This is a genomic window from Sphingomonas sp. S-NIH.Pt3_0716, assembly GCF_003950715.1.
Lineage (GTDB): Bacteria > Pseudomonadota > Alphaproteobacteria > Sphingomonadales > Sphingomonadaceae > Sphingobium > Sphingobium yanoikuyae_A.
This window is the reverse complement of sequence record NZ_QLJK01000003.1, coordinates 201,403-227,856: the sequence shown is the minus strand read 5'-3', so window position 1 is coordinate 227,856 and position 26,454 is coordinate 201,403. Positions and strand designations below refer to the sequence as shown.

The window sequence follows — 26,454 nt, the reverse complement described above, 5'->3', positions numbered from 1 at the left end:
GCCGCGCTTGACGTCTCAGCGGATCACCACGACCTCTGCTTTCGCAACGTCGGCAATTGTCCGCCAGACCTTGTCGGCGGTCCAGGCCGGCAAACCATCGCGGATGGCGAGCGCGAGGCAAAAACGGTCGCCTAGCGATAATCCTGCGTCAGCCGTCACCGCCCGGAGTCGGCCCGCAAGCTGAGCCAGCGCCTTGTCGGCCGGGACGATGGTCATTGGTAGAGGATCGAGCATGGCGTCTATCTCGCGCTCGGGCATGTCGAGCCGGACATAATGGCTGACGACTTCGGCGTAATTGACCGTGCTGATCCGGGAGGAAGCGATGACGTCGGCAACCCTGGCGCCGCCGGGTTCTTCATTGAGCATGGCAATCAGGGCGGACGCATCGAGAACAAGATCGCTCATTCACCGCTTTCCGTTCGGCGCTGGGCGATGAAGGCATCGGTGGATGCTTCCCCCTTCCGGCTTTCCGTGTAGCGCTTTGCAATGGCACGCGCGTGCGCAACCGCCTGCGCCGCTGTGCGCAGTACGACGCCATCTGCTGTCTCTTCCAGAAACACGGCGCCGCCATCGCTCAATCCAAGCCGCTTACGCAGATCGGCGGGCAGACTCATCCGGCCATTGGGCGTGATGTTGACCTGTATCGTCAAGATCGACTCCATTGCGTCACCATTATAGCGTTGAGAACCATATTATGTTTTTTGGCTCAACTCCATAGATATGCCATGCATCAATCATCATGACATCACAGGCGATCACTGCCTCCTCGCTCAACCGGCATAGCGTGCCTCGAGCAGGTCGAGCTCGCGCACCAGCTTGCGCGCAGTCTCGCTGCCCAGTTCGCGCCGCCGCACCATGCGGAAGATGGCGGTGCGTTCGGCCTTCAGCGCGGCCAGGCGCAGGTCGCGCTCGATGCGCTCAAGCTTGCGGCGCGAGCGTTTGGCGTCGGCATCGCCCTCGCGGCTCTCGATGCGGGCGCGATAGGCATCCATGAGCCTGGCCGCCGCTGAGACATAGATGTCCGCATCGTCCTGTCCTTGCGCCATGGCATGTTCGGCGCGCTCGATCTCGGCGATGGCCGCCTGCGCCGCGACGATGCGGGCGGCGTCCTCTTCGGCGACATGGGACGGCTCGCTCGGGAGGGTCAGCTTCCGCAGGAGGAGGGGAAGGCCGAGGCTCGCGGCGACCAGCGAGACGATGATGACGCCCATGGCGAGGAAGATGGCGAGGTTGCGCGCCGGGAAGGGCGATCCATCGCTCATGGCGAGCGGCAATGTCAGCACGCCCGCCAGCGTGATCGCGCCGCGCACGCCCGCGAAGGACATGGCGGCGACCACGCGCCAGTTCGGCGTCTGCCGCCAGTCCCCGGCGCGAAACAGCGTCAGGCGGAACGAGAGCCACACCCATCCGAAGCGCAGCGCGGCGAGGCCCGCGTTGATCGCCAGCACATAGATCGCCAGCCACCAGGGATCGCGATGGCCGGTCAGCCGCACCGTGTCGGCGGCGCTGGACAGGATGGCAGGCAATTGCTCGCCCAGCAGCACGAAGATGATGCCGTTGGCGGCGAACTGGATCGTGTCCCAGATGCCCGTTCGGCGGATGCGCGTGGCGGCCGCGATCTCGCCCGTCGTCTCCACGAAGCCCATGGTGAGGCCGGCCGCGACCGCCGCGAGAATGCCCGAGCAATGGAGATGCTCGGCCACCAGATAGGAGCCGAAGGGGATCAGCAGGCTGATAAGCACCTGCGCCCCGCCATCCTCGCCATAATGGCGCGACACGACCGCTTTCGCCTTCGCCACCGCCCAGGTGACGCCGACGCCCACGGCGATGCCGCCCAGCGCCACCCACAGGAAGTTGAGCGCGGCGTTCTGGATCGAGAAGGCGCCGGTCAGCGCGGCGGCGATGGCGAAGCGCAGGCAGACGAGGCCCGACGCATCGTTGAGCAGCGATTCCCCTTCGAGGATGTGCATCATCCGCTTGGGGATCGGCACGCGCTGCGCGATGGCGGACACCGCGATCGGATCGGTGGGCGAGATGACCGCCGCCAGCGCGAAGGCGACGGCAAGCGGCATGGAGGGGATCATCCAGTTGATGAAGAAGCCCATGCCGACCACGGTGACGACCACGAGGCCCAGCGCCAGTTCGATGACGGTCTTGCCGTCCTTGAACAGTTCCTCGCGCGGGATACGCCAGCCGTCGAGGAACAGGAGCGGCGGCAGGAAGAGCAGGAAGAAGATCTCGGGATCGAGCTCGACGCGCCAGTCGGCGACGAGGCCGATCCCCGCGCCCAGCGCGATCTGGAACAAGGGGCGCGGCAATGGCAGGGGGACGACCCTGGAAACGATGCCGCTCACGATCACGGCAAGAAGCAGGAGCAGGATGATCGTGATGGTTTCCAAGGCGCTGTCCTGATGTTGGCGGGATCGCTCCGTCATCGCGGTCATGCCGTGGCGGGTCAACCGCCAATGTCGGAAGACAGGCGCCAATCTTCCTCGTTGGACATCATCGTAGCCCGACGGGCGAACCGAAGAACTGATCGTTCCGGATTGGTGGCGCCGCCGGTCTGTCGAGCCCGGACCGGCGAAAATGCATCGTCTGGTACTGACGCCGGCGTCCAATCGTTTGGATGCTGGCTCGGGGATTTACTTCAAGCGGGCGAGAACGGTCGGGAGAGGTGCGCAGAACGCCGACAGACATCATTCTTCATCGGATGACGGTGGCCAGGATGAGCGGTCCTCTCCGGCTGATGGAGACCGGCCCCTCATTTGTCGCCTGAATACGATCCTCGGCATGCCTTGTGCCGTCAACCCCGCAAGGGGGTTCCCTTCCGCTTGCACTCCAGTGACGTCGGCAAACCGGTCTCTCCTTTGGGCGCCATCGGGGACGGTCCCCGAGCAACCGAAGGAGTTTTGATCATGGCCACTATCGCTAACCTTACCGTGAAGAACGACGGCAGCCTCGAAGGCACGCTGGCAACGCTCAACGTCACCGCGCCGATCGCGATCATCCCCAACGCCCGCAAGGCGAAGGAGAGCGAGCCCGACTTCCGGATCATCAGCCGCAAGAACGGCTTCGAGCTGGGCGCCGGCTGGAACCGCTACTCGCAGGCCACGGGCGCCGAATATGTCTCGGTGTCGCTGTCCGCCCCGGAGTTCGGGACCATCTACGGCAATGTCGCCAACGCGCCGGGCGATGACCCGATGAAGAAGGTCATCATCTGGAACCCGCCGGCCTGATCCGGCACCGGCCCCGCCTCCGGGCGGGGCCGCTTCGTTTGGTCTCCAGACAGGAAAGGATGCGCCCATGAGCCGTCATCCCGTCACCGTCCGGTCCGCGACGAGAACCGACGACAATGCCGTGATCGGATACGACCCTCCGATGCGGACCTACTTCCTACAGGCGTTCGAAGACGAGGAACGCGACGAACCCGGCCTCTGGCTGGGCATACGCTTTGACGAATATTCCAGCCTCGGCGCGCTCATCGCGCCTGCCGAGCGGCAAGGTTACGCGCTCGAAAATCTCGCCGAGCGCGACATCGCCGATATGGCGCATGAAGCGGCGCAGCCGTCGCGGCCATCGCTTGCCGAACGCGCAGACTGGGCAATCCGCTGATATCACGCTTGCCGGGACAGGTCCGCGCCTGTCCCGGCTTTGCCATCCTCAGCCGTTCAGCTTGTCCTTCACCGCCTTGGCAGGCGCGAAGGTCAGCTTCTTTGACGCGGCGATCTGGATGGTTTCGCCATTGGCCGGATTGCGCCCTTCGCGCGCGGGGCTGTCTTTCACCTTGAATTTGCCGAAGCCGTTCAACGAAATCTCTTCTCCCTTTGCGGCCGCCTCGGCAATCGCGGCGAAGACGCCGTCGACATATTTGCGGGCGTCAGCCTTGGTGATCCCGCTCCCGGTGGCCAGCGCTTCGGCCAGATCATTATTGTTCACGAATATCTCCACTTCCTAAACTGTCCCGCCAGGCTCGAATCATGATTGTCCCTGACGGCCCGGCCATATCTAGGCAGCGGCCACGTCGCGGTCATCTTCTCTCTTGCATGCCGATCAGGCGCAGTCGGTCACCGGTTTGGGGACGGCGCGTCGGTGAGGGAGAGGTTCCAGTCGAGCGACCGTGCGGCAGCGGCAACAGGATGACCTGCCCGGTACGAAGACCATCCCCGCTCTCGATAGGCGCTGATCCCTTGGCCGAAGTCCGGCCTCCTTCAATCAACCCGTAAAGGGTCCGCTACGCTTCGCGTGCAGCCGCTTGGGGTGAACCCCCGGCGCGGTGATTGCGGCCAGCCCCCGGCCGCCGGGGCACCTGTCGAGCGGGGATGGTCTCCGCTCCTTCAAGACAGGAGTTCACGCCATGCCGCTCAAGACCGCCCAGTCACTCGCCTGGAACCTCGCGAAGACGCTGATGACGGTCATCGTCCTCGTGCGGACCGACACTGGCGATTACGCTGTGATGCCCTGGGACGAGTTCGACGGCAACCCGGCGAACCTGGTGCGCGAATATGACCCGTTTCCATCCTGATGGGCGGACACGCCTTCACGTCATGAGCGAGACGATTTCCCGTTTCGTTCGCATATCCTCCGCGTTATTCTGGCGCCGCATCATAGCGCTGTGGAGGTGGCGGAGAGCGCGTCCGACGATCATTCGTCATTCGAAAGGACGCATCTCATGACCATCTTTCTCATACTCGGCCTGTTCGCCGGCCTCTACATGATCTGGCTGCTGTTCAATCTCGCCGTCCATGCGCTGCCGGTCGGTGCCGGCATCAGCATCGCCTTCTGGATGCGCGATCATGACCACGGCTATTTCGCCGCGATTTTCGGTGGTCTTGCTGCGGGGATTGCGATCCTGTTGATCGGCCAATTCCTGTTCGCGTTCATTCGCGCGCCCATCCTTCGACCGGCCCTTGCGCTGATGTTCGCGATCCCGACCGGCATTGCGGGCTATCACGCCATTCAGGGGATCATGCGGCTTGCGTTCGATCCGGGCACGCTGCTCTCGGTGCTGAGCTGGACCGGCGCCATCGTCATTGCACTCGCCGCATGGTCGCGGCTCACGGGTGCCGAGGCTCCGGGGGCAGTTTCACAGACGACGACGCCGGTGCGGACCGCACGATAATCGGGCCGCGCATACCGGTTTCAGATCGCATAATTGGGAACGGCCTTCACGTAGGGGCTATGGATGGAGCATCGCGAAGTCGGCGGCTTGCCGATGGAAGCGCCCGAACGCGATCGATTGCCCAGCCGGCCGACGACACCGAAAGCCGGCAGCCGGGCTGGTTTCCCGGTCCATTGCCGGGACGGTGCGTTACGGACCTGAACATCGCGAGAAACCGGCCCTGCAATTGCCTGAACCCTGGAAGGCCGGAGCAGCCAAAGCCGTCCCTGTCACCGCCGCCACCATCACGGCCTCGTCTCAATGCGCACATGGCCGTCAGGATGCTGACGCTCGCCCGGCTTGCCGCAACGGCGCGGTGCCGGACTTTCTTCCCCACGGCGTTCCGCCGTTCCTCGCGCACCAAGAAACTCCGTCCCGCGCCGTCCTCCGCTCACGCTGCGGGCCTTGAGGCTGCGGCGCCGGTCGCCTGCCGGCTGGTCTGGCGCATCGAGGCCGCGATCGGCGCGGCTCGAAGTGAAAGGAACAGCACAATGGCAAAGATCGGCAGCTTCAAGAAGGTTTCAGGCGAACTGCGGGGCCAGATCGTGACCCTCGCCCTTCAGGCCAAATCGGTTCGCATCGTCGCGGACGAGAACGCCAGCGGCAATGCGCCCAGCCATCGGGTCCATATCGGCGAAGCCGAGGTCGGGGCCGCCTGGAGCAAGCGGACCAGCGACGATCGTCCCTATCTCTCGGTCAAGCTCGACGATCCCAGCTTCACCGCTCCCGTCTTCGCGCAACTCTTCGCGGGCGAGGATGGTGAATATGACCTGGTCTGGAACCGCCCGTCGCGGCAGACCCGCGACTGATCGCGACCGATCCGCCGGCTCCTCCACGAGCCGGCGGATATCCCCATTTCTGGGGAGCCGCCTCCCACCATGTTGGAATAGCCCGCAAATCCGATAGCCCGCAGCCTGCGCTCCCAAATCTGAAGGGGAGCAGCCATGCCCGGCGGACAGGGAAGCGACGGCGACCGGCGCCTTCTCGACCGGGCGGGATTTGCACAGGAGTTTCTGCGGCGCAATCCTCTCTATCGCGCGGACTGGGAAAAGGTCGGGTGTATGCGGGAGGGTTCGGTGCAGGAGCAGGAGGTGATGGCCCGGCGATGGGGGTTGAGCTTTCCCATGCGCGCCGTCCGCCTTCGCCGCGGCCGAGCCCGCGCTCTGGCTGGCGGCGCTGTCACCCACGACCGTCATCCTCGATACGGCGCCGCCGGGGATAGCCGACGCAGCGCCGTTCGATATCGACACCTGGCCGATCATCCTGGCCGACCGCACGCTTTCGACCGGCCGTCATCTCATTCTCGGCGATATCGACGGCCCGCATCGCCTCTGGGTCCGCGACCCGCTCAAGGGCAGCGCACTCGCCTACGTGCTCGTCCGGGACGACGCGATCGACCTGCGCCATAGCGCCGTCCAGCGCTTCCACCGCAGACTGGCGGGCGCCGCGCCCATGCGCCTGCCGCCGGGCTTTGCGCCCACACCTTTTCAGCGCCGGCGTCTGTCCATGCTGCTCGACATACTCGATGCCGTCCTCGACCGTGAGCGTTCCACGATCACGACCCACGAGATCGCATGCCGCCATGTCTATCCCCACATGAGGATCGGCCGTGGCAATGAGTGGAAATCCTCATCCGAGCGCCGGCGGACCCAGCGTCTCATCGACGAAGCGATGGGGCTCATGAACGGCGGCTACCGCGCCCTGCTGCGGGGCTGAACCCGCCGCCTGCGGTGAGACAAAAAGACGGCGCGTAAAACAGCCGCTCCCTCCCGCCGGTCCTGCTCCGCCACTTTCCTCCAGTCCGGTCGATCGCCGCCGTGCGCGGTCCGGGCTTCGATGGAGGAAGAACATGGATCAACCCGCACCGCATTCGCCGCAATTTCTCAAGACCCCCGACGCCGCCGCGCGGCTCGGCCTTTCGCCGCGCACGCTCGAGAAGCATCGCTGCTACGGCACCGGCCCCAATTTCCACAAGCTGGGTGGGCGCGTCGTTTATTCGATCGAGGCGCTCGACGCCTGGGCCGAACTTGGCCGCCGCCGTTCGACCTCCGATCCCGGCACCGGCGTCTGCCTTCCCGCCAAGCGCTTCGATAGCCAGCCGGCACGCTGAGACGATGCGCCGTCGCCTGTCACCATCGGCAATCGCCTGCCCCGAGCGGCAGCAGCTCGACCTCTTCCGTTCGGTCGCGGTCGATCCCGCGCCGCGCGACGCGCAGGATCTCATGGCCTGGCCTTTCTTCAGCCTCGCCAAGTCGCGCCGCTCCGCGCCGATCGACTTCCGCATGGGCGAGACCTGGATCTCGGTCGAGGCCGTGCCCGAGCATGGCATGGCGACCATCTGGGACGCCGACATATTGATCTGGGCGGCGAGCCAGCTCGTCGAAGCGCGCGATGCCGGGCGGCCGACCTCCCGGCTGATGGCGACGACCCCGCACGAAATTCTGACTTATATCCGGCGCGGAACCGGCCGCGACAATTATGATCGCCTCAAGGCCGCGCTCGACCGGCTCCAGTCGACGACCGTCGCGACCTCGATCCGTCAGCAGCACCAGCGCCGCCGTCATCGCTTCTCCTGGATCAACGAATGGCAGGAGCGGCTCGATGCGCAGGGCCGCCCGCTCGGGATCGAGCTGATCCTGCCCGACTGGTTCTATGCCGGCGTGCTCGATCGCGCGCTCATCCTGACGATCGACCGCGCCTATTTCGATCTGACCGGCGGACTGGAGCGCTGGCTCTACCGCATCGTGCGCAAGCATGGCGGCCGCCAGGCCGGAGGCTGGAGCTTCGACTTCGAGCATCTGCACCTGAAGTCCGGCGCGCTCTCGCCGCTGAAACGCTTCGCGTTTGAACTGCGCGGCATCGTGAAGCGCCAGCCCTTGCCCGGCTATACGCTGCGGATCGAGCATGGCTTCGGCAAGGAGCGGCTCGGCTTCGCGCCCGTGCCTGCCGATCCGATCGACGCCGCCATGCGCCGTCTCAAGCTCCCGGTCTGTGGATAACGGCCATGGGAGTCGTCCTATCAGGAACCGCCGGAGTCGTCCTTTCGGGAACCGGAGAGTCGTCCTTTCGGGAACCGCGAAGCGCCCGAAACCCGCAGAAATCCGCGCCAAACCGGGGTCCTTCTAACCGTCCTAATAGAGAAGAATATTTCATATTCTTCCTAACCCGGCGCGGGGCTGTGGATTTCGGCAGCTGCGTCGCTGCGCTCCCGTCGCGCCGATCGGCACGACGGCCCTCCGCGCGGAAGGCCGCGTCATGACGGTCCTGACCGGCGATTGCCGCCTGCTCATGCCCGCGCATGCGCCTTTCGACATGATCCTGGCCGACCCGCCCTATGGCGACACGTCGCTCGTCTGGGACCGCCGCGTCGAGGGCTGGCTCGCGCTTGCCCGCGATGCGCTCGCGCCGTCGGGTTCGCTCTGGCTGTTCGGATCGTTGCGCAGCTTCATCGGCGTGGCGCAGGAATTTGCCGCCGCCGGACTTCGCATTGTGCAGGAAGTGGTCTGGGAGAAGCAGAACGGCAGCGCCTTTCATGCCGATCGCTTCAAGCGCGTTCATGAACTGGCCGCGCAGTTCATTCGCGACGATGCCGCGTGGGGCGGCATCTACAATGATGTCCAGAAGACGCTGGACGCGACCGCGCGCACGGTCCGGCGCAAGCGCCGTCCGCCGCATACCGGTCACATCGAGGCGGGTCACTATGTGAGCGAGGATGGTGGGCCGCGCCTGATGCGCTCCGTCATCTATGCGCGCAACTGCCACGGCCGCGCCATCCATCCGACCGAGAAGCCGGTCGGTCTTCTCGAAATCCTGATCCGCACAAGCTGTCCGCCCGGCGGGCTGGTCGGCGACTGGTTCGCCGGTTCCGGCGCCGCCGGCGAAGCCTGCCGCGCGACCGGCCGGCGCTATCTCGGCTGCGTGATCGACGCGGACATGGCTGCCCGCGCCAACGACCGCATCGCCGCCACGCTGCCGCTCGGCGGCGTGCCGGCCGCATCCTTTCCTCTTCCTGGAGACCAGAAATGACCCATTCGCCGCCCGGCGAGCGCGCGCCCACGGGCGCGGTCCCGCCGCTCCGTAGCTGCCGCACCGAGATCGAACTGATCTGGATCGAGAAGCGGCTCGAGCATTGGATCCGCTTCGGCCGGATCGCGGCCGAGCGGATCGTCAGCCGCAAGACGCGCATCGTCAGCTTCCGGCCCGATGCCATGATCGCGTTCGTGCGCTGGTCGGCCAATGACTATGGCACGATCCATTCGCGCATCGACATATTGCGCGCAGTTCGTACCGGCGAACCCTATACGACCGCTCCCTTCGTGCGGCCCGGTGGCGAATTGCTGCTCTCGATCCAGGGCTGGCCGAAGGTCCAGCGGGTGCTCCAACTGATCGACGCGATCGAAGTGGCGGGCCTCGACCCGTGTGAGGTCGCGCCCGACCATTGGCGCCACACGCATAACCGTCTGAGCGCCGGCGAACCGGTGCGGGCCTATACGCCCGAGCGGCATCGGGCCTGGCTGCGGCGCAAGGCGCTCGGCCAATGACCCGCCTCGGCTATGTGCTGGTGACGATCGTCATCGCGGAGCTGTTCATCGCCCTGTTCGCGGCGGTGGCGTGGCTCTCCCCGCAGCCACGCCTGCTCTGGAACGCCAGTGCGAGCGCGCCGATAGGTCTCTATCGGCTGCATCCGGGCGACACGCCTGCGGTCGGCGATATGGTCGCCTACCGGCCATCGCCCGCGCTGGCGCGGTTCATGAGCGAGCGCCACTATCTGCCCATCGGCGTGCCGCTGCTCAAGCATGTGGCGGCCCGTCCGGGCGCTACGATCTGCCGCCGCGATTCGGCGGTGACGATCGACGGGCGCACGGTCGCCGTCGCTCGGCTGACCGATAGCCATGGCCGACCCTTGCCGGTCTGGCGCGGCTGCCGGGTGCTTCGGGCAGATCAACTCTTCCTGCTGAACCCCGCGCTCGACAGTTTCGACGGCCGCTATTTCGGGCCGGTCCCGGCGTCGGGCCTGATTGGCCGCGCGACGCCGATCCTCACCCGCAGCGCGCCCGACGCGCCGTTGCGCTGGCGTTCGGCGCCTGCACGTGAGGCCCAAACCATCACCCACCAAGGAGATGTTCCATGCAAATAGGGTACTTCCGTCCGGAAGGCGACGGCTTCGCCGGCCGCCTTCACACACTGACGCTCGATGTCGCGCTGCGGCTCGTGCCCACAGGTTTTGCGGGGCATGAACGCGCGCCGGACTGGCGCGTCCATCTCTCCGACGCGGATGCCGCGGGCGGCATCGGCCAAGAGGTTGGATCGGGCTGGAACCATGAAGGCAAGACCGGCGCCTTCATCACGCTCCAGCTCGATTGTCCCGGCTTCGCCCGTCCGATCCGCGCCAATCTGCTGCACTCCAACCGCGACGAGGAGGCGCATGTCCTGCTCTGGTCGCCGCGCCTGCGGCGCTCCAGGGCGGAGTGACTCGTGCGCGCCCGCTTCGCATCGCGCTGCCGGTCCGGTGCCGTTCGCCTCGCAGGCGCATCGGCCCTGACCGGCTCGTTACCCTTCCTCTTCCCGGCCATTGCTGTGCTCGCGGTCATGCCCGCCGCTGCGGCGAACGCGCCAGCGCCCGCACATCCCTATGCGGCGCATGTGACCGAAGCGGCGCAACGATTCGGTATCCCCGAGACGTGGATCTGGGCGGTGATGCGCGTCGAGAGTAATGGCGATCCAGCGGCAATCTCGCGTGCCGGCGCCATTGGCCTCATGCAGATCATGCCTGCCACATGGGCCATGCTGACCGCGCGCTATGGGCTTGGCGACACTCCATGGGATGTGCGCGCCAATATCCATGGTGGCGCGGCTTATCTGCGCGAGATGGTCGATCGCTATGGCGATCTGCCCACCGCCTTTGCTGCCTATAATGCTGGACCTGGGCGGGTGGACGACTGGCGCCGGCGTGGCCGTCCCTTGCCCGCCGAGACGATCGCCTATGTCGCAAAGATCGCGCCGATCCTCGGCACATCCGGCATCGCTTCGCCCGTCGCTCTGCCTGCGGTCCCGCGCCCGCCCGCTGCGCCATCCTGGCGTGATGCTGCACTGTTCGTGGTGCGCGGCGCTGGCGCATCGGACGGCAGCGAAACTGTCGTCGATCCCGCGCCCGTCGCGCAGCCTGGCGGCACAGTCACCGCGCCAGCTTCGCCGCCTTCGGCTACCGCGCCGCGTCCCTCATCGCCTGCTCCGCACGGCCTCTTCATCCCGCTTTCCGGTCGGAGCGAGCCATGAGCGGTCATGGCGTCTGCTGGCGTTTTCAGGCGCGGGATTTACTGCGCCGGAGAAGAAGTCAACACATTGAAATCGAAGGGGAAAGTGGATGGCGAGATAAAAGGGCCGCCACCTGTGGGGCCTTATGTGGTTGTAAGTCAGGAGGATTTTTAGGTGGCACCGGTATAGGCCCGGTGGCGCGGCTTTCCGATTGTCGCGCGACATCAGCATGTTGGCGGGTGGCAGCGCGGATTTCAGCGCTGTGATGGCCACCGGCGACGATGATTTCGAGGTGCGGCCGGGAAGGAGCCGCGACGCGGGCAAGGGCTCCGGGCGCAAGGTCCAGAGCCTCGCGGCGCAGGTCCGTCGGGCGGCGGCGAAGGCGGGCTATAGCCGCAGGGGAGATTCGCGCGGCAAGGGCACCGGGCATCATGGGCGTGGCCGTATCGCGCGATTGAGGGCGGGGGCGCCCGCCAATGCCAGGCGCGTCGTCATCAAGGCCCGTGTCGTGCGGCACAAGGGATCGAAGTTCCGCTCCGCGCCGCTCGCCCGCCATATCGCCTATCTCAAACGTGACGGGGTGACGCGCGACGGGCGCGACGCCAGCCTGTTCGACGCGCGCTCGGATCAGGTGGATGGCGATGCCTTCGCCGAGAGGTGCGAGGACGATCGGCATCATTTCCGCTTCATCGTCTCGCCCGAGGATGCCGGGCGGATGACCGGTCTGCGCGCCTTCACCCGCGAGCTGATGGATGACATGGCGCGCGACCTCGGCACCCGGCTCGACTGGGTGGCGGTCGATCACTGGAATACCGACAATCCCCATATCCATGTCCTCGTGCGCGGCATCGATGAGCGTGGCGCTGATCTCGTCATCGATCGTGACTATATCCGCGAAGGCATGCGCACCCGCGCCGAGGAGCGGGTCACCGCGGAACTGGGCCTGCGCACCGAGCAGGAAATCCGCATCGCGCTTGAACGGGAGGTGGAGGCCGATCGCTGGACCAGCCTTGATCGGCGGCTGCAACGGATGGCCGATGGCGTCAGCGGCATGGTCGATCTTCGCCCTGATGGCTCGGACGATCCCGAGATGCGCCGGCTGCTGGTCGGGCGCGCCATAAAACTGGAGCGGTTGGGGCTGGCCTACGCGCAAGGGCCGGCGGTCTGGTCGATCCGGCCTGATGCTGAACAGACGCTGCGCGATCTCTCCATCCGCGGCGACATCATCAAGACCATGCACCGCGCGATGCGCGATGGCGGCCATGCGATCGACCCCGGCAGTTTCGCCTTGCATGGCGATGCCCCCGCCGATCCCATCATCGGCCGCCTCGTCGAACGCGGACTGCATGATGAACTGACTGGCACCGCTTATGCCGTGATCGAGGGCGCCGACGGCCGCACCCATCATCTGCGCTTCGACGATATGGAGATGACCGGCGACGCGAAACCCGGCGCCATCGTCGAGACGCGAAGCTGGCAGGACGCCAGGGGCAATAGCCGCCTGTCGCTCGCCACGCGCAGCGACCTGACATTGGCCGAGCAGGTGAAGGCGCCTGGCGCGACCTGGCTCGATCGCCAGCTCATCGCCCGCGAGCCGCTGGCGCTGGGCAGCAGGTTCGGCGCCGAAATCCGCGATGCGATGGATGCGCGCTCGCGCCATCTCGAAGGCATGGGGCTCGCGCAGCGGCGCGGCGTCGGCTTCCTGTTCGCGCACGACCTGATCGCCACGCTGAGGGCGAGTGACGTTGATCAGGAGATCGAGGCCATCGCCCGGCGCACCGGCCTTGCTCATCGGCCATCGGCGGTCGGCGACTATGTGAGCGGGGTCTATCGCGAGCGCGTGACGCTCGCCTCGGGCCGGTTCGCGATGATCGATGACGGGTTGGGGTTCCAGCTCGTCCCCTGGCGACCGGCGCTCGACCAGCATCTGGGCAAACATATCAGCGGCACCATGAACCCCGGCGGCACCGTCGACTGGTCGCTCGGCCGTGGTCGGGGGCTGGGCCTGTGACCTTCCACATCCTCACACTCAGGAGCATCTTCTCATGAACGCGACCCGTATCCTCTGGGGTCAGGTCATCGCCGTGTTCGGCGTTACGCTCGCTGGCATCTGGGCGGCGACCCAATGGACCGCGCATGCGCTGGCTTATCAGCCCGAACTGGGTGCGCCATGGTTCTGGCTTGGGCCATGGCCAATCTACCCGCCGCCAGCTTTCTTCTGGTGGTGGTTCGCGTTCGATGCATATGCGCCCAGGATCTTCGAGACCGGCGCGCTCATCGCGGTGTCGGGCGCAATGGCCGGCATCGTGATCGCGATCGCGATGTCGGTATGGCGGGCGCGCGAGGCCAAAAAGGCGGAAACCTATGGCTCGGCGCGTTGGGCCAGCGAGCGTGAAGTGAAGCGGGTGAAGATGCTCGGCGACGATGGGCTGATCCTCGGCCTCTTCACCGACCGCTATCTGCGCCACGACGGGCCTGAGCATGTGCTGTGCTTCGCGCCGACCCGCTCGGGCAAGGGCGTCGGTCTCGTCATCCCCTCGCTACTCACCTGGCCGGGAAGCTGCATCGTCCATGACATCAAGGGAGAGAACTGGCAGCTCACCTCCGGCTTTCGCGCCCGCCATGGCCGTGTCCTGCTGTTCGATCCCACCAATCCGACGAGCGCTGCCTACAACCCGCTGCTCGAAGTACGTAAAGGCGAATGGGAAGTGCGCGACGTGCAGAATGTCGCTGACGTGCTGGTCGACCCCGAAGGTAGCCTGGAGAAGCGCAACCACTGGGAAAAGACCAGCCATGCGCTGCTGGTCGGCGCGATCCTCCATGTCCTCTACGCCGAAGAAGACAAGACACTGGCCGGCGTCGCCGCCTTCCTCTCTGACCCGCGTCGCCCGATCGAGACCACGCTGCGCGCGATGATGACCACGCCGCATCTGGGCGAGGCCGGCGTTCATCCGGTAGTGGCGTCGGCCGCGCGCGAACTGCTCAACAAGTCGGAAAATGAGCGATCGGGTGTGCTTTCCACTGCTATGTCCTTCCTCGGGCTCTACCGCGATCCGATCGTCGCGAAGGTGACGCGCGCCTGTGACTGGCGCATCGCCGATCTGGTGGATGGGCCGCTGCCGGTCTCGCTCTATCTGGTTGTGCCGCCCTCCGACATCAGCCGCACCAAGCCGCTCATCCGTCTGATCCTCAACCAGGTTGGCCGACGGCTGACTGAGGAATTGAACCCCAAGGGCCGTCCGCATCGCCTGCTGCTCATGCTCGACGAGTTTCCGGCATTGGGGCGGCTCGACTTCTTCGAAAGCGCGCTTGCCTTCATGGCGGGTTACGGGATCAAGGGCTTTCTTATCGCCCAGAGCCTCAACCAGATCGAGAAGGCCTATGGGCAGAACAACGCGATCCTCGACAATTGTCATGTGCGCGTGGCGTTCGCGACCAATGACGAGCGCACCGCCAAGCGCATCTCCGACGCGCTCGGCACGGCCACCGAGATGCGCGCGATGAAGAATTATGCCGGGCACCGGCTGTCGCCCTGGCTCGGACACCTCATGGTCTCGCGCACCGAGACCGCGCGGCCGCTGCTTACGCCGGGCGAGATCATGCAATTATCGGAAGACGAGGAAATCGTCATGGCCGCTGGCATCCCGCCGATTCGGGCGGACAAGGCCCGCTACTTCACCGACCCGCGCTTCACCGCGCGGCTGCTGCCGCCGCCAAAGGTGCAGCCGCTCGACCCGAAGCGCCGTTCCAAGGACGACTGGTCGAACCTCGAGCCGGTCGACCCACCGCCCACGCCGGTCACGGATCGGGCCGTCGACAAGGCGCGTGCCGACAATGGCGGCCCTGATGGCGTTGGCGAACAGCGTCCGGCGGGAGAAGATCGGGCCGATACCAGCGGCGATCCGGCCAACGCCGGCATTCGTCGCGAGCCGGAGCTGGGCGAGCATGAGGAAATCATTCCCCCGGCGAAGGATCAGGCGCCTGACGATGCACCCGACGAGGATATGCAGGACGACGAGGCCGCACGCGCCAGGCGGCAGGCCGAACGCCTCATGAAACGCAACGCCCGCAATGCGTCGCTCGATCCTGACGATGGGATCGTGCTGTGAGCGCCGGTCACGTCAAGCGCAGCATCCGCCTGCCGGCGGATATCGCACGCCGGCTCGCCGACCACGCATCCGCGCGCCGGACCACGCAGGCCGCCATTATCGAGGCGGCACTGGAATCCTTCCTGTCGCCAGATGTGGCCGAGCGGCTGGAAGCGGCGCTGGCGCGGCGGCTCGACCGTCTGACCCGTGATCTCGGGCGGCTCGAATGGAATGTCGAACTGTCGAACGAGACGCTGGCGCTGTTCGTGCGCAACTGGCTCAATGCGACGCCTGCGCTTCCCGACAATGTGTCCAAGGCAGCACGGGCACAGGGCCGTGAGCGATGGGAGCGCTTCGTCGATATGCTGAACAGACGGATGGAGCTGGGTCCGCGTTTCCGAACGGAAGTGGCGCAGGATGTTACGAGATCTGGTGATGTCTCAGTTTGAATTTGGGAATCTGCGGTATCCACCCAAGGCGGAGATTGGGACAAAACCCATCGTTCCGGGCAGAACCCGAAAGCGTCTGTTTTCGGAGGAACCTGCCATTCGCATGGTACATGGACGAGCAAGCGTCGCGAAACACCTGAAATGTGGTCAGCGTTGAGCGAACGGTTCTCTCTGGCGAGATGGCTCCTGACTCTCAAGCGTCGTTTGCGGGCTCGTCCTGTCCTTCGTAGTCATCCGGGTCGAAACCCAGCTTCTCGCGCATCATCTCTGCAGCCGTCTCGACCGGATCGAAACCTAGGCGATCTATCTCGCGCTGTCGGGCCTCGGGGTCCCTCATGAGCTTCAGGAGGTATTTTGCAGCCGCCACGCGTCGCATGGTGTCGTTACCTTCAAGGCATCCATCGTCGTCATTAGAGGGCGGCGGGCGGTCCATCCCCTCACGTTATCGCACATCGTATCTGCTGGCAAAGGCCAGAGAGTACAGAAAGGGGCGGCGGATAGAACGGGCCAGATATACCGCGAGGCTTGAGGGCGGCGGCTATGGCATGAAATGCGTCGGTCCATGCTGGCGGTCGCGCCCAGATGCGAGATCCGCGCCGACGCCCCCTGACGGAAAACCCTGCGACTGGCGTTGTCGGACACTTTCTCAATCCGACAGGAATTTTGGACATTCCACGGGATCACAGGACCGCGCAACTCCTGCGTGCGCGGATTTTCAGCGGAACCGCGTGGCGACTGCCTGAGATTCATGTGATTGCGGCGCGGTTTCCCCCCGTAGCGCTCGGATTGATTAGAATCACTCAGTCTTCCAGTATCGGATTATGATTTCTGAACGCCAAGACGCCGCCATACGGCTTCAATTACTCGCCACTCGCCTACTTAGGCTGGCTCGTTCCGCTCATGGGAAGCAAGGGCTTGGAAGTGCCCAATATTCGGCGCTTGCGGTCCTCTATGAACGTGGTCCCGTCTCCGTAGTTGAATTGGCGCGGGTCGAGAGAGTCGCGCATCCAACGATGAGCCGAATTGTCGGCGGACTGGAAAGGCTCGGTGCCGTTGAACGCCGAATAGAATTGCGGGATCGACGTCAGCGACAGCTTGTGCTCACGGCTTCGGGGCGTGTCTTATACGAAAGCATTTCCGCTAATCGGGTTGAAGCTGTCAATGCGGTCCTCGCGCGTATGTCAGCGGGTGCGGTTAATGAGTTGGCACGCGCGCTGACGGAGGCAATCCGATCCATGGAACAGCAGGATTGACTAAAACCGTAGCGTAGCTACGTATTCTTGCATGATGTTCTATTAATGGAGAATCATCAGATGATATTCGCCTTAGCGGGTTTCGCGTTTGCAGTTGGAACTACGGCATCTCCACCACAGCGCCAGCTTAACAGCTTGATGGGTAATTGGATTTCAGAATGCCAGCCAATAGGAAAAGATGGCAGGCACGGCATTATCACTCGCGTAAATCTTGCTGATGGTCAAATAGAAGCCGAAACTAAGATGTTTGCGACAAGCGAGTGCAAGGCACTTGTGCTAAAGGTGAATTATCGCGGTACTGCCACGATCCAGCAGTCAGATAATGGCCCTGCTTCTATCATCCATACTGTCCATCAGATTGATTTTACGCCACAAGCACCGGATGTTGTGGCCCAATATAATCTCGGTGATGACCATGGCTGTGGCTTGGACGGATGGCGAATCAATGTACCAAAATCAGTCGCAGGGCGGCGATGCAATCCTTTTTCATTTCCTACGAAAGGAACCACTCTTTTCGATTCTGCTTGGATAGATGGCAATGGGTTACGCTTCGGCGCGTTTCCCATGATTTGGACAAACACCACGGCCGATAGGCGTCCCAACGATGCTTTTACCCGCAACATACCGTCGCGTCGTAAATTAAGCATTGTCCAATCGGATCACGATAATCAGGCCTTTTCGTCATACCGCTCGTCATGTGATTGCCGGACATAGCCGCGATTGGCGTTGATTTTCGATTAGGTGTAAGCAAGTCTCGTTGCTGCAATCACGAGAGGTAACGGTCGAATGAACTGTGGTTTTAGGGCCGCCTGCCTCTCGATCGTCGCCTTTCTTTCACTTGCCGCCGCGCCCATTTGGAATCCCGCGCCTTGGATAGCGGACCTCGATCAGCTTCGGATGGCTATCGACCACAGCTACCCAAATCGTGATTGGCTGACGGGACAGCGGGAGGTTTCGCTCGATCGATGGTTCAACCGTGCAGCGGATGCAATCCGAGAAGGGAACAGCGATGGGGATGCCAGGCGCGCGCTCGATAGCCTGATCGAACGCTTCAATGACGGGCACGTCGTACTGCATTGGCCGAAAGCCGCATTAGCAGGAAATCGAACAAACTCTGGAGTGGCATCGGCTGCACAACCAGATACAATAGAGACCTTTTGTGCTGCCAAAGGATATGATGCCGAACAGGTTACGGTTGGAACCGCAGCATCACTGCCTGGCTACCGGCCTATTGATAGCGGTGGCTCGTTTGCCGCAGGAACGGTCCAAGTCGGTAACCATAAGGTCGGTGTCGTTCGCCTAGGAGTATTTTCTCCGCAAGGCTATCCGACCTTATGCAGACGGGCGGTGATAAGCACACGAACCGCTTTCAACAAGCCGTGCGACGATGCCTGCGACGATCGTGTGCTCACCGAAGCGTATGCGTTGATGACGCGCGATTTAATGAAAACCGTTGAGGTGCTTCAAGCGGCAGGTGCCCAAGTGCTGCTGATAGATTTGACCCGCAATGGGGGCGGGACGGAATGGACCGAAGCGGCGGCACGCATCGTCTCCCCTGTGCCGCTAAGGTCGGCGCAAATTCGGGTCATACGTAACAATAACTGGGTGAAGCGCTGGAGTGGGCTTGCGCAGAAGTTACGTCGGGAAGCTGAGATAGGACGCCCAGAGGATCAGACAATATTGCTGGATTTGGCCAAGCGCGCTGATGCAATCGCCAATCAGGTAAAGCCGTGTGCTTCATGCCCACTCCTCGCCTCCGCTGGGTTCGCCAGCGGACTTCTTCCCGAATTGCCAGCAGGACGACTTGATGGCAGGAAATGGGGACCCGAAATCTTTAGCCCAGCACAATTCCCCTATCGCGATAGCGTTTGGAAAGGACCGTCAATTGTTCTGGTCGATGACCAGACTTGGTCAGCGGCTGAACAATTTGCAGCACTGATGCAAGATAACAGTGCGGCAGTCGTGATGGGGACGCGAACCGGTGGTGCTGGCTGTGGCCACCTCGATGGCAACGATGCGATCACGCTTCCCCACAGCGGAGCAAAGCTCGAATTGCCAAACTGCGCTCGTTTTCGACAAGATGGGAGCAACGAAGTCGGCGGAATAGTTCCAGACATACCGACGGGTGTACGCTGGAATGACGGCGCCGCCTATGCTGGACAGATCACGGCTACTCGGCTGCCAGACGGCATTAGGCGCGCTCAAACACTGTTACGGAGAAAATCACGACGCTAATCCCACCATCTAACCCACAATGATGCCCGACAAACAGGTGATATCCGGTAGGTCGGCCTTCGATGTAACCTGTCGTTCAAGCGCCAAAGTCGGAATGGGCATGGAGGCCATTGGATTCAGGCCATCGCCGCGTCGGCCATCAGCTTGATCCCCAGCAGCACCATCAGCACATAGATGAGCGTGTAGAAACGCGCGGCATCGACGCGGCGGACCAGCCAGACCCCGGCCATGGTCGCCGCGACCGCCACCGGCACCAGCATCGCCGTGGCCGTCAGGTTCGCGCGGGTGAACTGTCCCAGCGCGGCATGAATTCGTCGTTAGCGGTCGGGAGCGGAAATTCAAACTGAGATACTGCGGGATATCCACCCAGAAAAGGCCAAGGAACGGATAGCTACCATTGAAGAAGATAGTCCCTCGAGTCGGCTACAACGGCAGCAGCCGATCCGACATTTCGGGGCCACGGCCAGATCTGTTGCTACGCTACTTCCTGTATTCCTTCGCCAGCCTGCTACGACCGTAAATCCCTGTTGAATCCCTACCTTTTCTGCGTCTCTTAATCATCCCCGTCGCGCGGACACATCTGCTCCGCGCTGAGAAACGGGGATCATCATGGCATCCAGTTGGGCCGATACGGAAGCAAGATCGCGGGGCGCCCGGATGCTGCGCACCGCCATCGGCCCAATGGTGGGCCACTGGCTGACCGACCCCCTTGTGGTCGAAGTCATGCTCAATCCGGATGGTTGCCTGTGGGTGGACCGGCTGGGCACCGGCCTTGCCGATACCGGACGGCGCCTGGCCCCCGCCGACGCGGAACGGATCATCCGCCTTGTCGCCCATCATGTCGGTGCTGAAGTCCATGCCGGCTCGCCGCGCGTCTCCGCCGAACTGCCCGAGACCGGCGAACGCTTCGAAGGATTGCTGCCGCCAGTCGTGACCGCACCGGCCTTTGCCATCCGGAAGCCCGCCGTCGCGGTCTTCACGCTGGCGGACTATGTGACGGCCGGGATCATGTCGCCCGGCGAAGCCGAGATACTGCGCGCCGGCGTTGCGTCTCGACTGAACATCCTCGTCGCCGGCGGCACGGGGACCGGCAAGACCACGCTCACCAACGCGTTGCTCGCCGAGGTGGCGCAGTCGGGCGATCGGGTGGTGCTGATCGAGGATACGCGCGAGTTGCAATGCGCCGCGCCCAATCTCGTCGCGATGCGCACCAAGGACGGTGTCGCCTCGCTCTCCGATCTCGTCCGCTCCTCGCTGCGGCTGCGTCCAGACCGTATCCCGATAGGTGAGGTGCGGGGCGCCGAAGCGCTCGATCTCCTCAAGGCCTGGGGCACCGGCCATCCCGGTGGTGTCGGTACTATCCACGCCGGTAGCGCGCTGGGCACGCTCCGCCGCATGGAGCAGCTCATCCAGGAAGCGGTGGTGACCGTACCGCGTGCGCTCATCGCCGAGACCATCAACCTCGTCGCCGTCCTGGTTCGCGATGGTCACGGCCGCCGGCTCGCCGAACTTGCGCGGGTCGACGGGCTCGACCCCGTGTCTGGCGACTATCGCCTCGTCACTCCCTCTATTCCCCAAGGAGAAATCCCATGAGCCCTGCCCTTCGGCGTGGCACGCATCGCGTCGCCTTGCTCGCCTCCGCCACGTTCGTCACGCTGATGACCGCCGTTCCGGCCCATGCCGGCGGCTCGTCCATGCCCTGGGAAGCACCTCTTCAGTCGATCCTCGAATCGATCGAAGGTCCGGTGGCCAAGATCATCGCGGTGATCGTCATCATCGTGACCGGCCTCAGCCTTGCCTTCGGTGATACGTCGGGCGGGTTCCGGCGGCTGATCCAGATCGTGTTCGGCCTCTCGATCGCCTTCGCGGCCAGCTCCTTCTTCCTGACCTTCTTCAGCTTCGGCGGCGGGGCACTGGTCTGATGAACGCGTCGGACGACATCCCCGGCTTCTACGCGTCGGTCCACCGGGCGCTGAGCGAACCCATCCTGCTGGGCGGCGCGCCGCGCAGTCTCGCCATCGTCAACGGCACGCTCGCCGGCGCCGTCGGCCTCGGCTTGCGCCTCTGGCTCGTTGGGCTGCTGCTCTGGGCGCTCGGCCATGTGCTGGCGGTCTGGGCCGCCCGGCGAGATCCCCAGTTCGTCGATGTCGCCCGCCGTCACCTCAAATATCCGGTCTGGATGCGGCCATGATGAACCTTGCCGAATATCGCAGCCGCGCGTCGTGCCTCGCCGACTTCTTGTCCTGGGTTGCGCTCGTCGGACCCGGCGTGGTGCTGAACAAGGATGGATCCTTTCAGCGTTCGGCACGCTTTCGCGGCCCCGATCTCGATAGCGCCACGGCATCCGAACTGGTGTCGGTGGCCGCGCGCCTGAACAATGCGCTGCGACGTTTGGGCTCCGGCTGGGCCGTGTTCGTCGAAGCCCAACGCGTGCCCGCGCAGGATTATCCAAACTCCGACTTTCCCGATCCCGTTTCCGCGCTGGTCGATATGGAACGGCGCGAACAGTTCCGCGAGGAAGGCAGCCATTTCGAGAGCGGTTACTATCTGACCCTGCTCTGGATGCCACCCGCCGAAGAGGCCGCGCGCGCCGAGACCTGGCTCTATGAAGGCCGTTCGGGAAAAGGCGTCGATCCCCACGAACTGCTCGGAACGTTCATCGACCGCACCAATCGCGTGCTGCATCTGGTCGAAGGTTTCATGCCCGAGGCGCGCTGGCTCGATGACGGCGAGACACTCACTTATCTGCATAGCTGCGTATCGACCAAGCGGCAGCGCGTGCGCGTGCCCGAGACGCCCTGCTATCTCGATGCGCTGCTCACGGATGAAGGCCTGACCGGCGGGCTCGAGCCGAAGCTGGGCGACCATCATCTGCGCACGCTCACCATTACCGGTTTTCCGACCGCGACCTTTCCGGGCCTGCTCGATGAACTGAACCGGCTAGCCTTCCCCTATCGCTGGTCGACCCGAGCGATCATGCTCGACAAGACGGACGCGACGAAGCTGCTGACCCGCATACGGCGGCAATGGTTCGCCAAGAGGAAGTCGGTCGCCGCGATCCTCAAGGAGGTGATGACCAACGAAGCCTCGGTGTTGACCGATACCGACGCGTCCAACAAGGCGGCGGATGCCGACCTGGCATTGCAGGAACTAGGCGCCGATCATTCGGGCGTCGCCTATGTGACCGCGACGGTCACCGTCTGGGACCGCGACCCGGCGCTGGCGGCCGAGAAGCTGCGGCTGGTCGAGAAGGTCATCCAGGGCCGCGACTTCACCTGCACGGTCGAGGGCATGAACGCGATCGAGGCCTGGCTCGGTTCCTTGCCCGGCCATGTTTACGCCAATGTCCGCCAGCCCCCCGTTTCCACGCTCAATCTCGCCCACCTGATCCCCCTGTCAGCGGTGTGGGCGGGGGCGGAACGGGACGAGCATTTCGGTGACGCCCCCTTGCTGTACGGCAAGACCGAAGGCTCGACCCCGTTCCGCCTTACCCTTCATGTCGGCGATGTCGGTCATACGCTGATCGTCGGGCCGACCGGTGCCGGCAAATCCGTGCTGCTTGGCATAATGGCGATGCAATTCCGGCGCTATCGCGACAATCAGATCTTCGCCTTCGATTTCGGCGGTTCGATCCGCGCCGCTGCGCTCGGCATGGGCGGTGAATGGCAGGATCTGGGCGGCGCGCTGCATGACCGGGATGGCGGTAATGGCGTCGCCCTGCAGCCACTGGCGCGGATCGACGATGCCGGGGAACGGGCCTGGGCCGCCGAATGGCTCGCGGCCATCCTTGGCGGCGAGGGCGTTGCGATCGACCCGACCGCCAAGGAGCATCTGTGGACGGCGCTCGGCTCGCTGGCTTCTGCGCCGCCCGCCGAACGGACGCTGACCGGTCTCGCCGTGTTGCTGCAAAGCCAGGAGCTGAAGCAGGCGCTCGCCCCCTATTGCGTCGGCGGACCGTGGGGTCGGCTGCTCGACGCCGAAACCGAGCATCTGGGCGCGGCGTCCGTACAGGCATTCGAGACGGAGGGGCTGGTGGGCGCTGCCTCAGCTGCACCCGTTCTTGCCTATCTGTTTCATCGGATCGAGGGGCGGCTGGACGGGCGGCCGACCCTCATCATCATCGACGAGGGCTGGCTGGTGCTCGACAGTCCCGCCTTTGCCGCGCAATTGCGCGAATGGCTCAAGACGCTGCGCAAGAAGAATGCCAGCGTCATCTTCGCGACCCAGAGCCTGGCCGACATCGAGACGTCCCCGATCGCGCCGGCCATCATCGAAAGCTGCCCGACGCGCATCTTCCTGCCGAATGAACGCGCCGCCGAGCCGCAGATCGCCGCCATCTACGCGCGCTTCGGGCTTAACGATCAGCAGATCGCTATCCTGAGCCGGGCAACCCCCAAGCGTGACTATTATTGCCAGTCGCGGCGCGGCAACCGGCTGTTCGAACTGGGCCTTGGCGAAGTTGCGCTCGCTTTCACCGCCGCATCGTCCAAGGCCGATCAGCTCCGCATCAATGAACTGATCGCCGAGCGTGGGATACAGGCGTTCGCCGCCCATTGGCTGCGAGACCGCGGGCTCCACTGGGCCGCCGACCTGCTGCCCGAACCTGATCCGCTGACAGCAACCTATTCGAGCGACGAGCCGCTGCTCCCGCTCGATTCCGAGGAGTCCCCAGCATGAAGACCTCTTTCCTCCGCCGCTTCATGGTGGCGGCGGCGCTCGCGACCGGCCTGGCCGCCGGCACGATGATCGCGGCGCCGGCGCACGCACAGTTCGGCGGGATCGTCTATGATCCCACCAACTATGCCTCGAACGTGCTTCAGGCCTCCCGCGCGCTGCAACAGATCAACAATCAGATCACGCAAATCCAGAACCAGGCCACCAGCCTCATCAACGAAGCGAAGAACCTCGCCAGTCTGCCGGTCTCGACGCTTTCTACCCTTCAGAGCCAAGTCGATCAGACCCGCCAATTGCTGAGCGAGGCCCAGCGCATCGCCTATGATGTGCAGAGCATTCAGGGTGCGTTCGAGGGCCGATACAAGGGGCGCGCTCTTACTGGTGACCACGCCCAGATGGTCGCCAATGCCAATGCCCGCTGGGAGGATAGCGTCGGCGCACTGGAAGATGCGCTGCGCGTCCAGGCGGGCGTGGTCGGCAATCTAGGCGGCACGCGCACCTCCGTCGACACGCTGGTCGGCGCCAGCCAGTCGGCGAGCGGCGCACTTCAGGCGGCCCAGGCCGGCAATCAGCTTCTCGCGCTTCAGTCGCAGCAACTCGCCGATCTCACCGCCGCGCTTGCGGCACAGGGGCGGGCGCAGGCGCTCGATGCCGCCCGCGCCGCCGCGATCGAGGCCGAAGGCCGCGAACGGTTCCGCCGCTTCCGGGGCAAGAACTGACATGAGCCGCACGGCGAAGATCGCGGCGGCCGGCGCGCTGGGCGGCCTGCTCATGACGCTCACCGTCGCGATGACGATGCGCGAAGAGCGCCGATTCGAGCCGGTCACCGTCCCGGTGGGCGAGAGCGACGCTGATCCGCTGGCCCATGATCTACGCCGCTGCCGCACGCTGACGATGCCTGACGGCGGCTGTGAGGCGGCATGGGAGGAACGGCGCCGCCGCTTCTATCGCCAGGAGGAACGGCTGTGAAGGATACGGGGGTCATTGACACATTCCTGGGCGTCTTCACCGGCTATATCGACAGCGGCTTCGGGCTGCTGGGCGGTGAAGTCGCCTTCCTCTCATCGACGCTGATCGTCATCGACGTGACCATTGCTGCCCTGTTCTCGGCCTGGGGCGCCGACGAGGATGTGCTTGCCCGTCTGGTGAAGAAGACCCTCTATATCGGCACTTTCGCCTATATCATCGGCAACTTCTCCTCGCTGGCGACCATATTGTTCGACAGCTTTGCCGGGCTCGGTCTCAAGGCGTCGGGCGGCGGCATGGCGCTCGCCGATTTCATGAAGCCCGGCACGGTCGCGGCTACCGGTCTCGACGCTGGGGCGCCGCTCCTCGATGCAACCGAGGATCTGGTCGGGCCGGTCGGCCTGTTCACCAATTTCCCGCAGATCGTGATCTTGCTGGTCGCTTGGTTGATCGTGGTGCTGGCTTTCTTCGTCCTCGCCATCCAGGTGTTCGTCACCATCATCGAGTTCAAGCTGGTGACGCTGGCCGGCTTCGTTCTGCTTCCCTTCGCTTTCTTCAATCGCACCGCCTTCATGGCCGAGAAGGTGCTGGGGCATGTGATCTCATCGGGTATCAAGGTGCTCGTCCTTGCGGTCATCACCGGCATTGGCACGACGCTCTTTACCCAGTTCATCAATGCCGGTGTTGGCGCCGAACCCGATATCGAACAAGTCATGGCGATCGCGCTCGCGGCGCTGACCCTGCTCGGTCTCGGCATCTTCGGTCCCGGTATCGCCAACGGCATCGTCTCCGGCGGTCCCCAGCTTGGCGCAGGCGGCGTAGCCGGAACAGCACTGCTTGCCGGGGCCTCGCTGGCCGGCGGCGCCGCGGGCGCAAAGCTGGCAGCCGGCGCGGTCGGTTCCTCCGTTGCCACAGGCGGCAGGATGGCCGCTGGCGCTGCCAATGCCGGTATGCATGCCGGTGGCAGCGCAGCCGCCGCCTACAGCATGGGCGCGCTGGGCAAGAGCGGCGCCAGCGCCGTCGCGGGCGGCATGGCTGCTGTCGGGCAAACCACACTGAGCGGCGCCGGCAAGGCCGCGGCTTCGCCGTTGCGCAAGATGGCAGAAAAGGCAGGGCAGGCGTTCCAGTCGAATTTCCGCAGCGGCGCGCGCTCCGGCTTCGGTGTGGCGCCGCAAGGTCCGGCGACAGCGACTCCCGCTACGTCAGCCCAATCCGGCGGTCCCACCGCTCCGGCGGCCGATGGGCCGCCGGCCTGGGCCAAGGCCATGAAGCATCGCCAGGCCATGACCCAGGGCGCGACCATGGCGACCCACACGCTCAAGGGCGGCGACAGCCACGGCGGTGGCAGCGGCCCCGACGTCTCCGACAAGAGCTGA

Annotated in this window: 31 protein-coding genes and 3 pseudogenes; 28 read left to right on the top strand and 6 right to left on the bottom strand. The window is 64.5% G+C overall.

Annotated elements, in window-relative coordinates:
• Window positions 1-15: 15 nt before the first annotated feature.
• From BRX37_RS03785 to BRX37_RS03775, 3 genes are all read right to left on the bottom strand, one after another.
• Window positions 16-405: a type II toxin-antitoxin system VapC family toxin gene (locus BRX37_RS03785; protein ID WP_125985578.1), complete on the bottom strand. Its 390-nt coding sequence runs from the start codon at window positions 403-405 to the stop codon at window positions 16-18.
• Window positions 402-650, bottom strand: coding sequence for an AbrB/MazE/SpoVT family DNA-binding domain-containing protein (locus BRX37_RS03780; protein WP_125985577.1), 249 nt, complete (start codon window positions 648-650; stop codon window positions 402-404). The genes BRX37_RS03785 and BRX37_RS03780 overlap by 4 nt, the downstream gene beginning before the upstream one ends.
• Before the next feature lie 120 nt (window positions 651-770).
• Window positions 771-2,399 (bottom strand): Na+/H+ antiporter, encoded by a 1,629-nt coding sequence (locus BRX37_RS03775; protein ID WP_125985576.1) that lies wholly within the window; start codon window positions 2,397-2,399, stop codon window positions 771-773.
• Window positions 2,400-2,915: 516 nt separating this feature from the next.
• Here BRX37_RS03775 and BRX37_RS03770 point away from each other — a divergent pair.
• Window positions 2,916-3,236 carry a DUF736 domain-containing protein gene (locus BRX37_RS03770; protein ID WP_017502046.1) on the top strand — a complete coding sequence of 107 codons (321 nt, stop codon included), beginning with the start codon at window positions 2,916-2,918 and terminating at the stop codon, window positions 3,234-3,236.
• Window positions 3,237-3,303: 67 nt separating this feature from the next.
• The gene (locus BRX37_RS03765) at window positions 3,304-3,612 is read left to right on the top strand and encodes a hypothetical protein (RefSeq protein WP_125985575.1); all 309 of its coding nucleotides are present in this window, start codon (window positions 3,304-3,306) and stop codon (window positions 3,610-3,612) included.
• A gap of 48 nt (window positions 3,613-3,660) precedes the next feature.
• Here the strand turns inward: BRX37_RS03765 and BRX37_RS03760 are convergent, their stop codons facing one another.
• The gene (locus tag BRX37_RS03760) at window positions 3,661-3,936 is read right to left on the bottom strand and encodes an HU family DNA-binding protein (protein ID WP_125985574.1); all 276 of its coding nucleotides are present in this window, start codon (window positions 3,934-3,936) and stop codon (window positions 3,661-3,663) included.
• A gap of 418 nt (window positions 3,937-4,354) precedes the next feature.
• Between BRX37_RS03760 and BRX37_RS26605 the strand changes: the two genes are divergently transcribed.
• The 16 genes and pseudogenes from BRX37_RS26605 to BRX37_RS03685 all read left to right on the top strand — a co-directional run bounded on the left by BRX37_RS26605 (window position 4,355) and on the right by BRX37_RS03685 (window position 15,950).
• Window positions 4,355-4,522, top strand: coding sequence for a hypothetical protein (locus BRX37_RS26605; RefSeq protein WP_164522401.1), 168 nt, complete (start codon window positions 4,355-4,357; stop codon window positions 4,520-4,522).
• A 147-nt stretch (window positions 4,523-4,669) separates the two neighbouring features.
• On the top strand, window positions 4,670-5,119 hold the full coding sequence (locus BRX37_RS03755; protein ID WP_125985573.1) for a hypothetical protein: 450 nt from the start codon (window positions 4,670-4,672) through the stop codon (window positions 5,117-5,119).
• A 530-nt stretch (window positions 5,120-5,649) separates the two neighbouring features.
• Window positions 5,650-5,967 (top strand): DUF736 domain-containing protein, encoded by a 318-nt coding sequence (locus tag BRX37_RS03750; RefSeq protein WP_125985604.1) that lies wholly within the window; start codon window positions 5,650-5,652, stop codon window positions 5,965-5,967.
• Window positions 5,968-6,102: 135 nt separating this feature from the next.
• Window positions 6,103-6,222: pseudogene (locus tag BRX37_RS27575) on the top strand (transcriptional regulator domain-containing protein); the annotation flags it as partial.
• 103 nt (window positions 6,223-6,325) lie between these two features.
• Window positions 6,326-6,466 (top strand): annotated as a pseudogene (locus BRX37_RS27570) (hypothetical protein); the annotation flags it as partial.
• A 63-nt stretch (window positions 6,467-6,529) separates the two neighbouring features.
• Window positions 6,530-6,874, top strand: a complete 345-nt coding sequence (locus BRX37_RS27040) for a DUF2285 domain-containing protein (RefSeq protein ID WP_206434105.1) — start codon at window positions 6,530-6,532, stop codon at window positions 6,872-6,874.
• A 133-nt stretch (window positions 6,875-7,007) separates the two neighbouring features.
• Entirely contained in the window at window positions 7,008-7,268 is a 261-nt protein-coding gene (locus tag BRX37_RS03735) for a helix-turn-helix transcriptional regulator (RefSeq protein WP_125985571.1), read from the top strand.
• A gap of 4 nt (window positions 7,269-7,272) precedes the next feature.
• The gene (locus tag BRX37_RS03730) at window positions 7,273-8,157 is read left to right on the top strand and encodes a replication initiator protein A (RefSeq protein ID WP_125985570.1); all 885 of its coding nucleotides are present in this window, start codon (window positions 7,273-7,275) and stop codon (window positions 8,155-8,157) included.
• A gap of 256 nt (window positions 8,158-8,413) precedes the next feature.
• Window positions 8,414-9,184: a DNA-methyltransferase gene (locus BRX37_RS03720; protein WP_125985568.1), complete on the top strand. Its 771-nt coding sequence runs from the start codon at window positions 8,414-8,416 to the stop codon at window positions 9,182-9,184.
• On the top strand, window positions 9,181-9,699 hold the full coding sequence (locus BRX37_RS03715) for a DUF2840 domain-containing protein (RefSeq protein ID WP_125985567.1): 519 nt from the start codon (window positions 9,181-9,183) through the stop codon (window positions 9,697-9,699). The genes BRX37_RS03720 and BRX37_RS03715 overlap by 4 nt, the downstream gene beginning before the upstream one ends.
• Complete coding sequence (locus tag BRX37_RS03710) at window positions 9,696-10,295, top strand: S26 family signal peptidase (RefSeq protein WP_125985566.1); 600 nt, start codon at window positions 9,696-9,698, stop codon at window positions 10,293-10,295. Before BRX37_RS03715 ends, BRX37_RS03710 begins: the two co-directional genes overlap by 4 nt.
• On the top strand, window positions 10,286-10,630 hold the full coding sequence (locus BRX37_RS03705) for a DUF736 domain-containing protein (RefSeq protein ID WP_125985565.1): 345 nt from the start codon (window positions 10,286-10,288) through the stop codon (window positions 10,628-10,630). The genes BRX37_RS03710 and BRX37_RS03705 overlap by 10 nt, the downstream gene beginning before the upstream one ends.
• Before the next feature lie 3 nt (window positions 10,631-10,633).
• The gene (locus BRX37_RS03700) at window positions 10,634-11,434 is read left to right on the top strand and encodes a lytic transglycosylase domain-containing protein (protein WP_486056094.1); all 801 of its coding nucleotides are present in this window, start codon (window positions 10,634-10,636) and stop codon (window positions 11,432-11,434) included.
• Between the two features lie 244 nt (window positions 11,435-11,678).
• Complete coding sequence (locus BRX37_RS03695) at window positions 11,679-13,424, top strand: relaxase/mobilization nuclease domain-containing protein (protein WP_125985564.1); 1,746 nt, start codon at window positions 11,679-11,681, stop codon at window positions 13,422-13,424.
• Between the two features lie 34 nt (window positions 13,425-13,458).
• Window positions 13,459-15,522, top strand: a complete 2,064-nt coding sequence (locus BRX37_RS03690; RefSeq protein WP_125985563.1) for a conjugal transfer protein TraG — start codon at window positions 13,459-13,461, stop codon at window positions 15,520-15,522.
• Window positions 15,519-15,950: a CopG family transcriptional regulator gene (locus BRX37_RS03685; RefSeq protein ID WP_125985562.1), complete on the top strand. Its 432-nt coding sequence runs from the start codon at window positions 15,519-15,521 to the stop codon at window positions 15,948-15,950. The genes BRX37_RS03690 and BRX37_RS03685 overlap by 4 nt, the downstream gene beginning before the upstream one ends.
• 193 nt (window positions 15,951-16,143) lie before the next feature.
• On the opposite strand, the gene BRX37_RS03680 is transcribed toward BRX37_RS03685, so the two are convergent.
• A complete protein-coding gene (locus BRX37_RS03680) occupies window positions 16,144-16,383 on the bottom strand; it encodes a hypothetical protein (RefSeq protein WP_125985561.1) in 240 nt (79 codons plus the stop codon).
• A gap of 388 nt (window positions 16,384-16,771) precedes the next feature.
• Here BRX37_RS03680 and BRX37_RS27565 point away from each other — a divergent pair, with 388 nt between their 5' ends.
• The 3 genes from BRX37_RS27565 (at window position 16,772) to BRX37_RS03665 (ending at window position 19,438) form a co-directional block, all read left to right on the top strand.
• On the top strand, window positions 16,772-17,203 hold the full coding sequence (locus BRX37_RS27565; RefSeq protein WP_125985560.1) for a MarR family winged helix-turn-helix transcriptional regulator: 432 nt from the start codon (window positions 16,772-16,774) through the stop codon (window positions 17,201-17,203).
• 45 nt (window positions 17,204-17,248) lie between these two features.
• On the top strand, window positions 17,249-17,917 hold the full coding sequence (locus BRX37_RS03670; RefSeq protein WP_164522400.1) for a hypothetical protein: 669 nt from the start codon (window positions 17,249-17,251) through the stop codon (window positions 17,915-17,917).
• Window positions 17,918-18,100: 183 nt separating this feature from the next.
• Entirely contained in the window at window positions 18,101-19,438 is a 1,338-nt protein-coding gene (locus BRX37_RS03665) for a S41 family peptidase (RefSeq protein WP_164522399.1), read from the top strand.
• A gap of 116 nt (window positions 19,439-19,554) precedes the next feature.
• On the opposite strand, the pseudogene BRX37_RS03660 reads toward BRX37_RS03665, so the two are convergent.
• Window positions 19,555-19,746, bottom strand: a pseudogene (locus tag BRX37_RS03660) (sulfite exporter TauE/SafE family protein); the annotation flags it as partial.
• Between the two features lie 349 nt (window positions 19,747-20,095).
• On the opposite strand from BRX37_RS03660, the gene trbB reads away from it, so the two are divergent.
• From trbB to trbL, 7 genes are read left to right on the top strand one after another with little or no spacing between them, the layout of a single operon-like run.
• A complete protein-coding gene (trbB, locus tag BRX37_RS03655) occupies window positions 20,096-21,031 on the top strand; it encodes a P-type conjugative transfer ATPase TrbB (RefSeq protein ID WP_206434110.1) in 936 nt (311 codons plus the stop codon).
• On the top strand, window positions 21,028-21,360 hold the full coding sequence (locus BRX37_RS03650; protein ID WP_125985556.1) for a TrbC/VirB2 family type IV secretion system protein: 333 nt from the start codon (window positions 21,028-21,030) through the stop codon (window positions 21,358-21,360). Before trbB ends, BRX37_RS03650 begins: the two co-directional genes overlap by 4 nt.
• The gene (locus tag BRX37_RS03645; protein ID WP_125985555.1) at window positions 21,360-21,629 is read left to right on the top strand and encodes a VirB3 family type IV secretion system protein; all 270 of its coding nucleotides are present in this window, start codon (window positions 21,360-21,362) and stop codon (window positions 21,627-21,629) included. The genes BRX37_RS03650 and BRX37_RS03645 overlap by 1 nt, the downstream gene beginning before the upstream one ends.
• Entirely contained in the window at window positions 21,626-24,115 is a 2,490-nt protein-coding gene (trbE, locus tag BRX37_RS03640; protein WP_125985554.1) for a conjugal transfer protein TrbE, read from the top strand. Before BRX37_RS03645 ends, trbE begins: the two co-directional genes overlap by 4 nt.
• Complete coding sequence (trbJ, locus tag BRX37_RS03635; RefSeq protein WP_125985553.1) at window positions 24,112-24,831, top strand: P-type conjugative transfer protein TrbJ; 720 nt, start codon at window positions 24,112-24,114, stop codon at window positions 24,829-24,831. The genes trbE and trbJ overlap by 4 nt, the downstream gene beginning before the upstream one ends.
• A 1-nt stretch (window position 24,832) precedes the next feature.
• A complete protein-coding gene (gene trbK-alt / locus BRX37_RS03630; protein WP_125985552.1) occupies window positions 24,833-25,081 on the top strand; it encodes a putative entry exclusion protein TrbK-alt in 249 nt (82 codons plus the stop codon).
• Entirely contained in the window at window positions 25,078-26,454 is a 1,377-nt protein-coding gene (trbL, locus tag BRX37_RS03625; RefSeq protein WP_125985551.1) for a P-type conjugative transfer protein TrbL, read from the top strand. Before trbK-alt ends, trbL begins: the two co-directional genes overlap by 4 nt.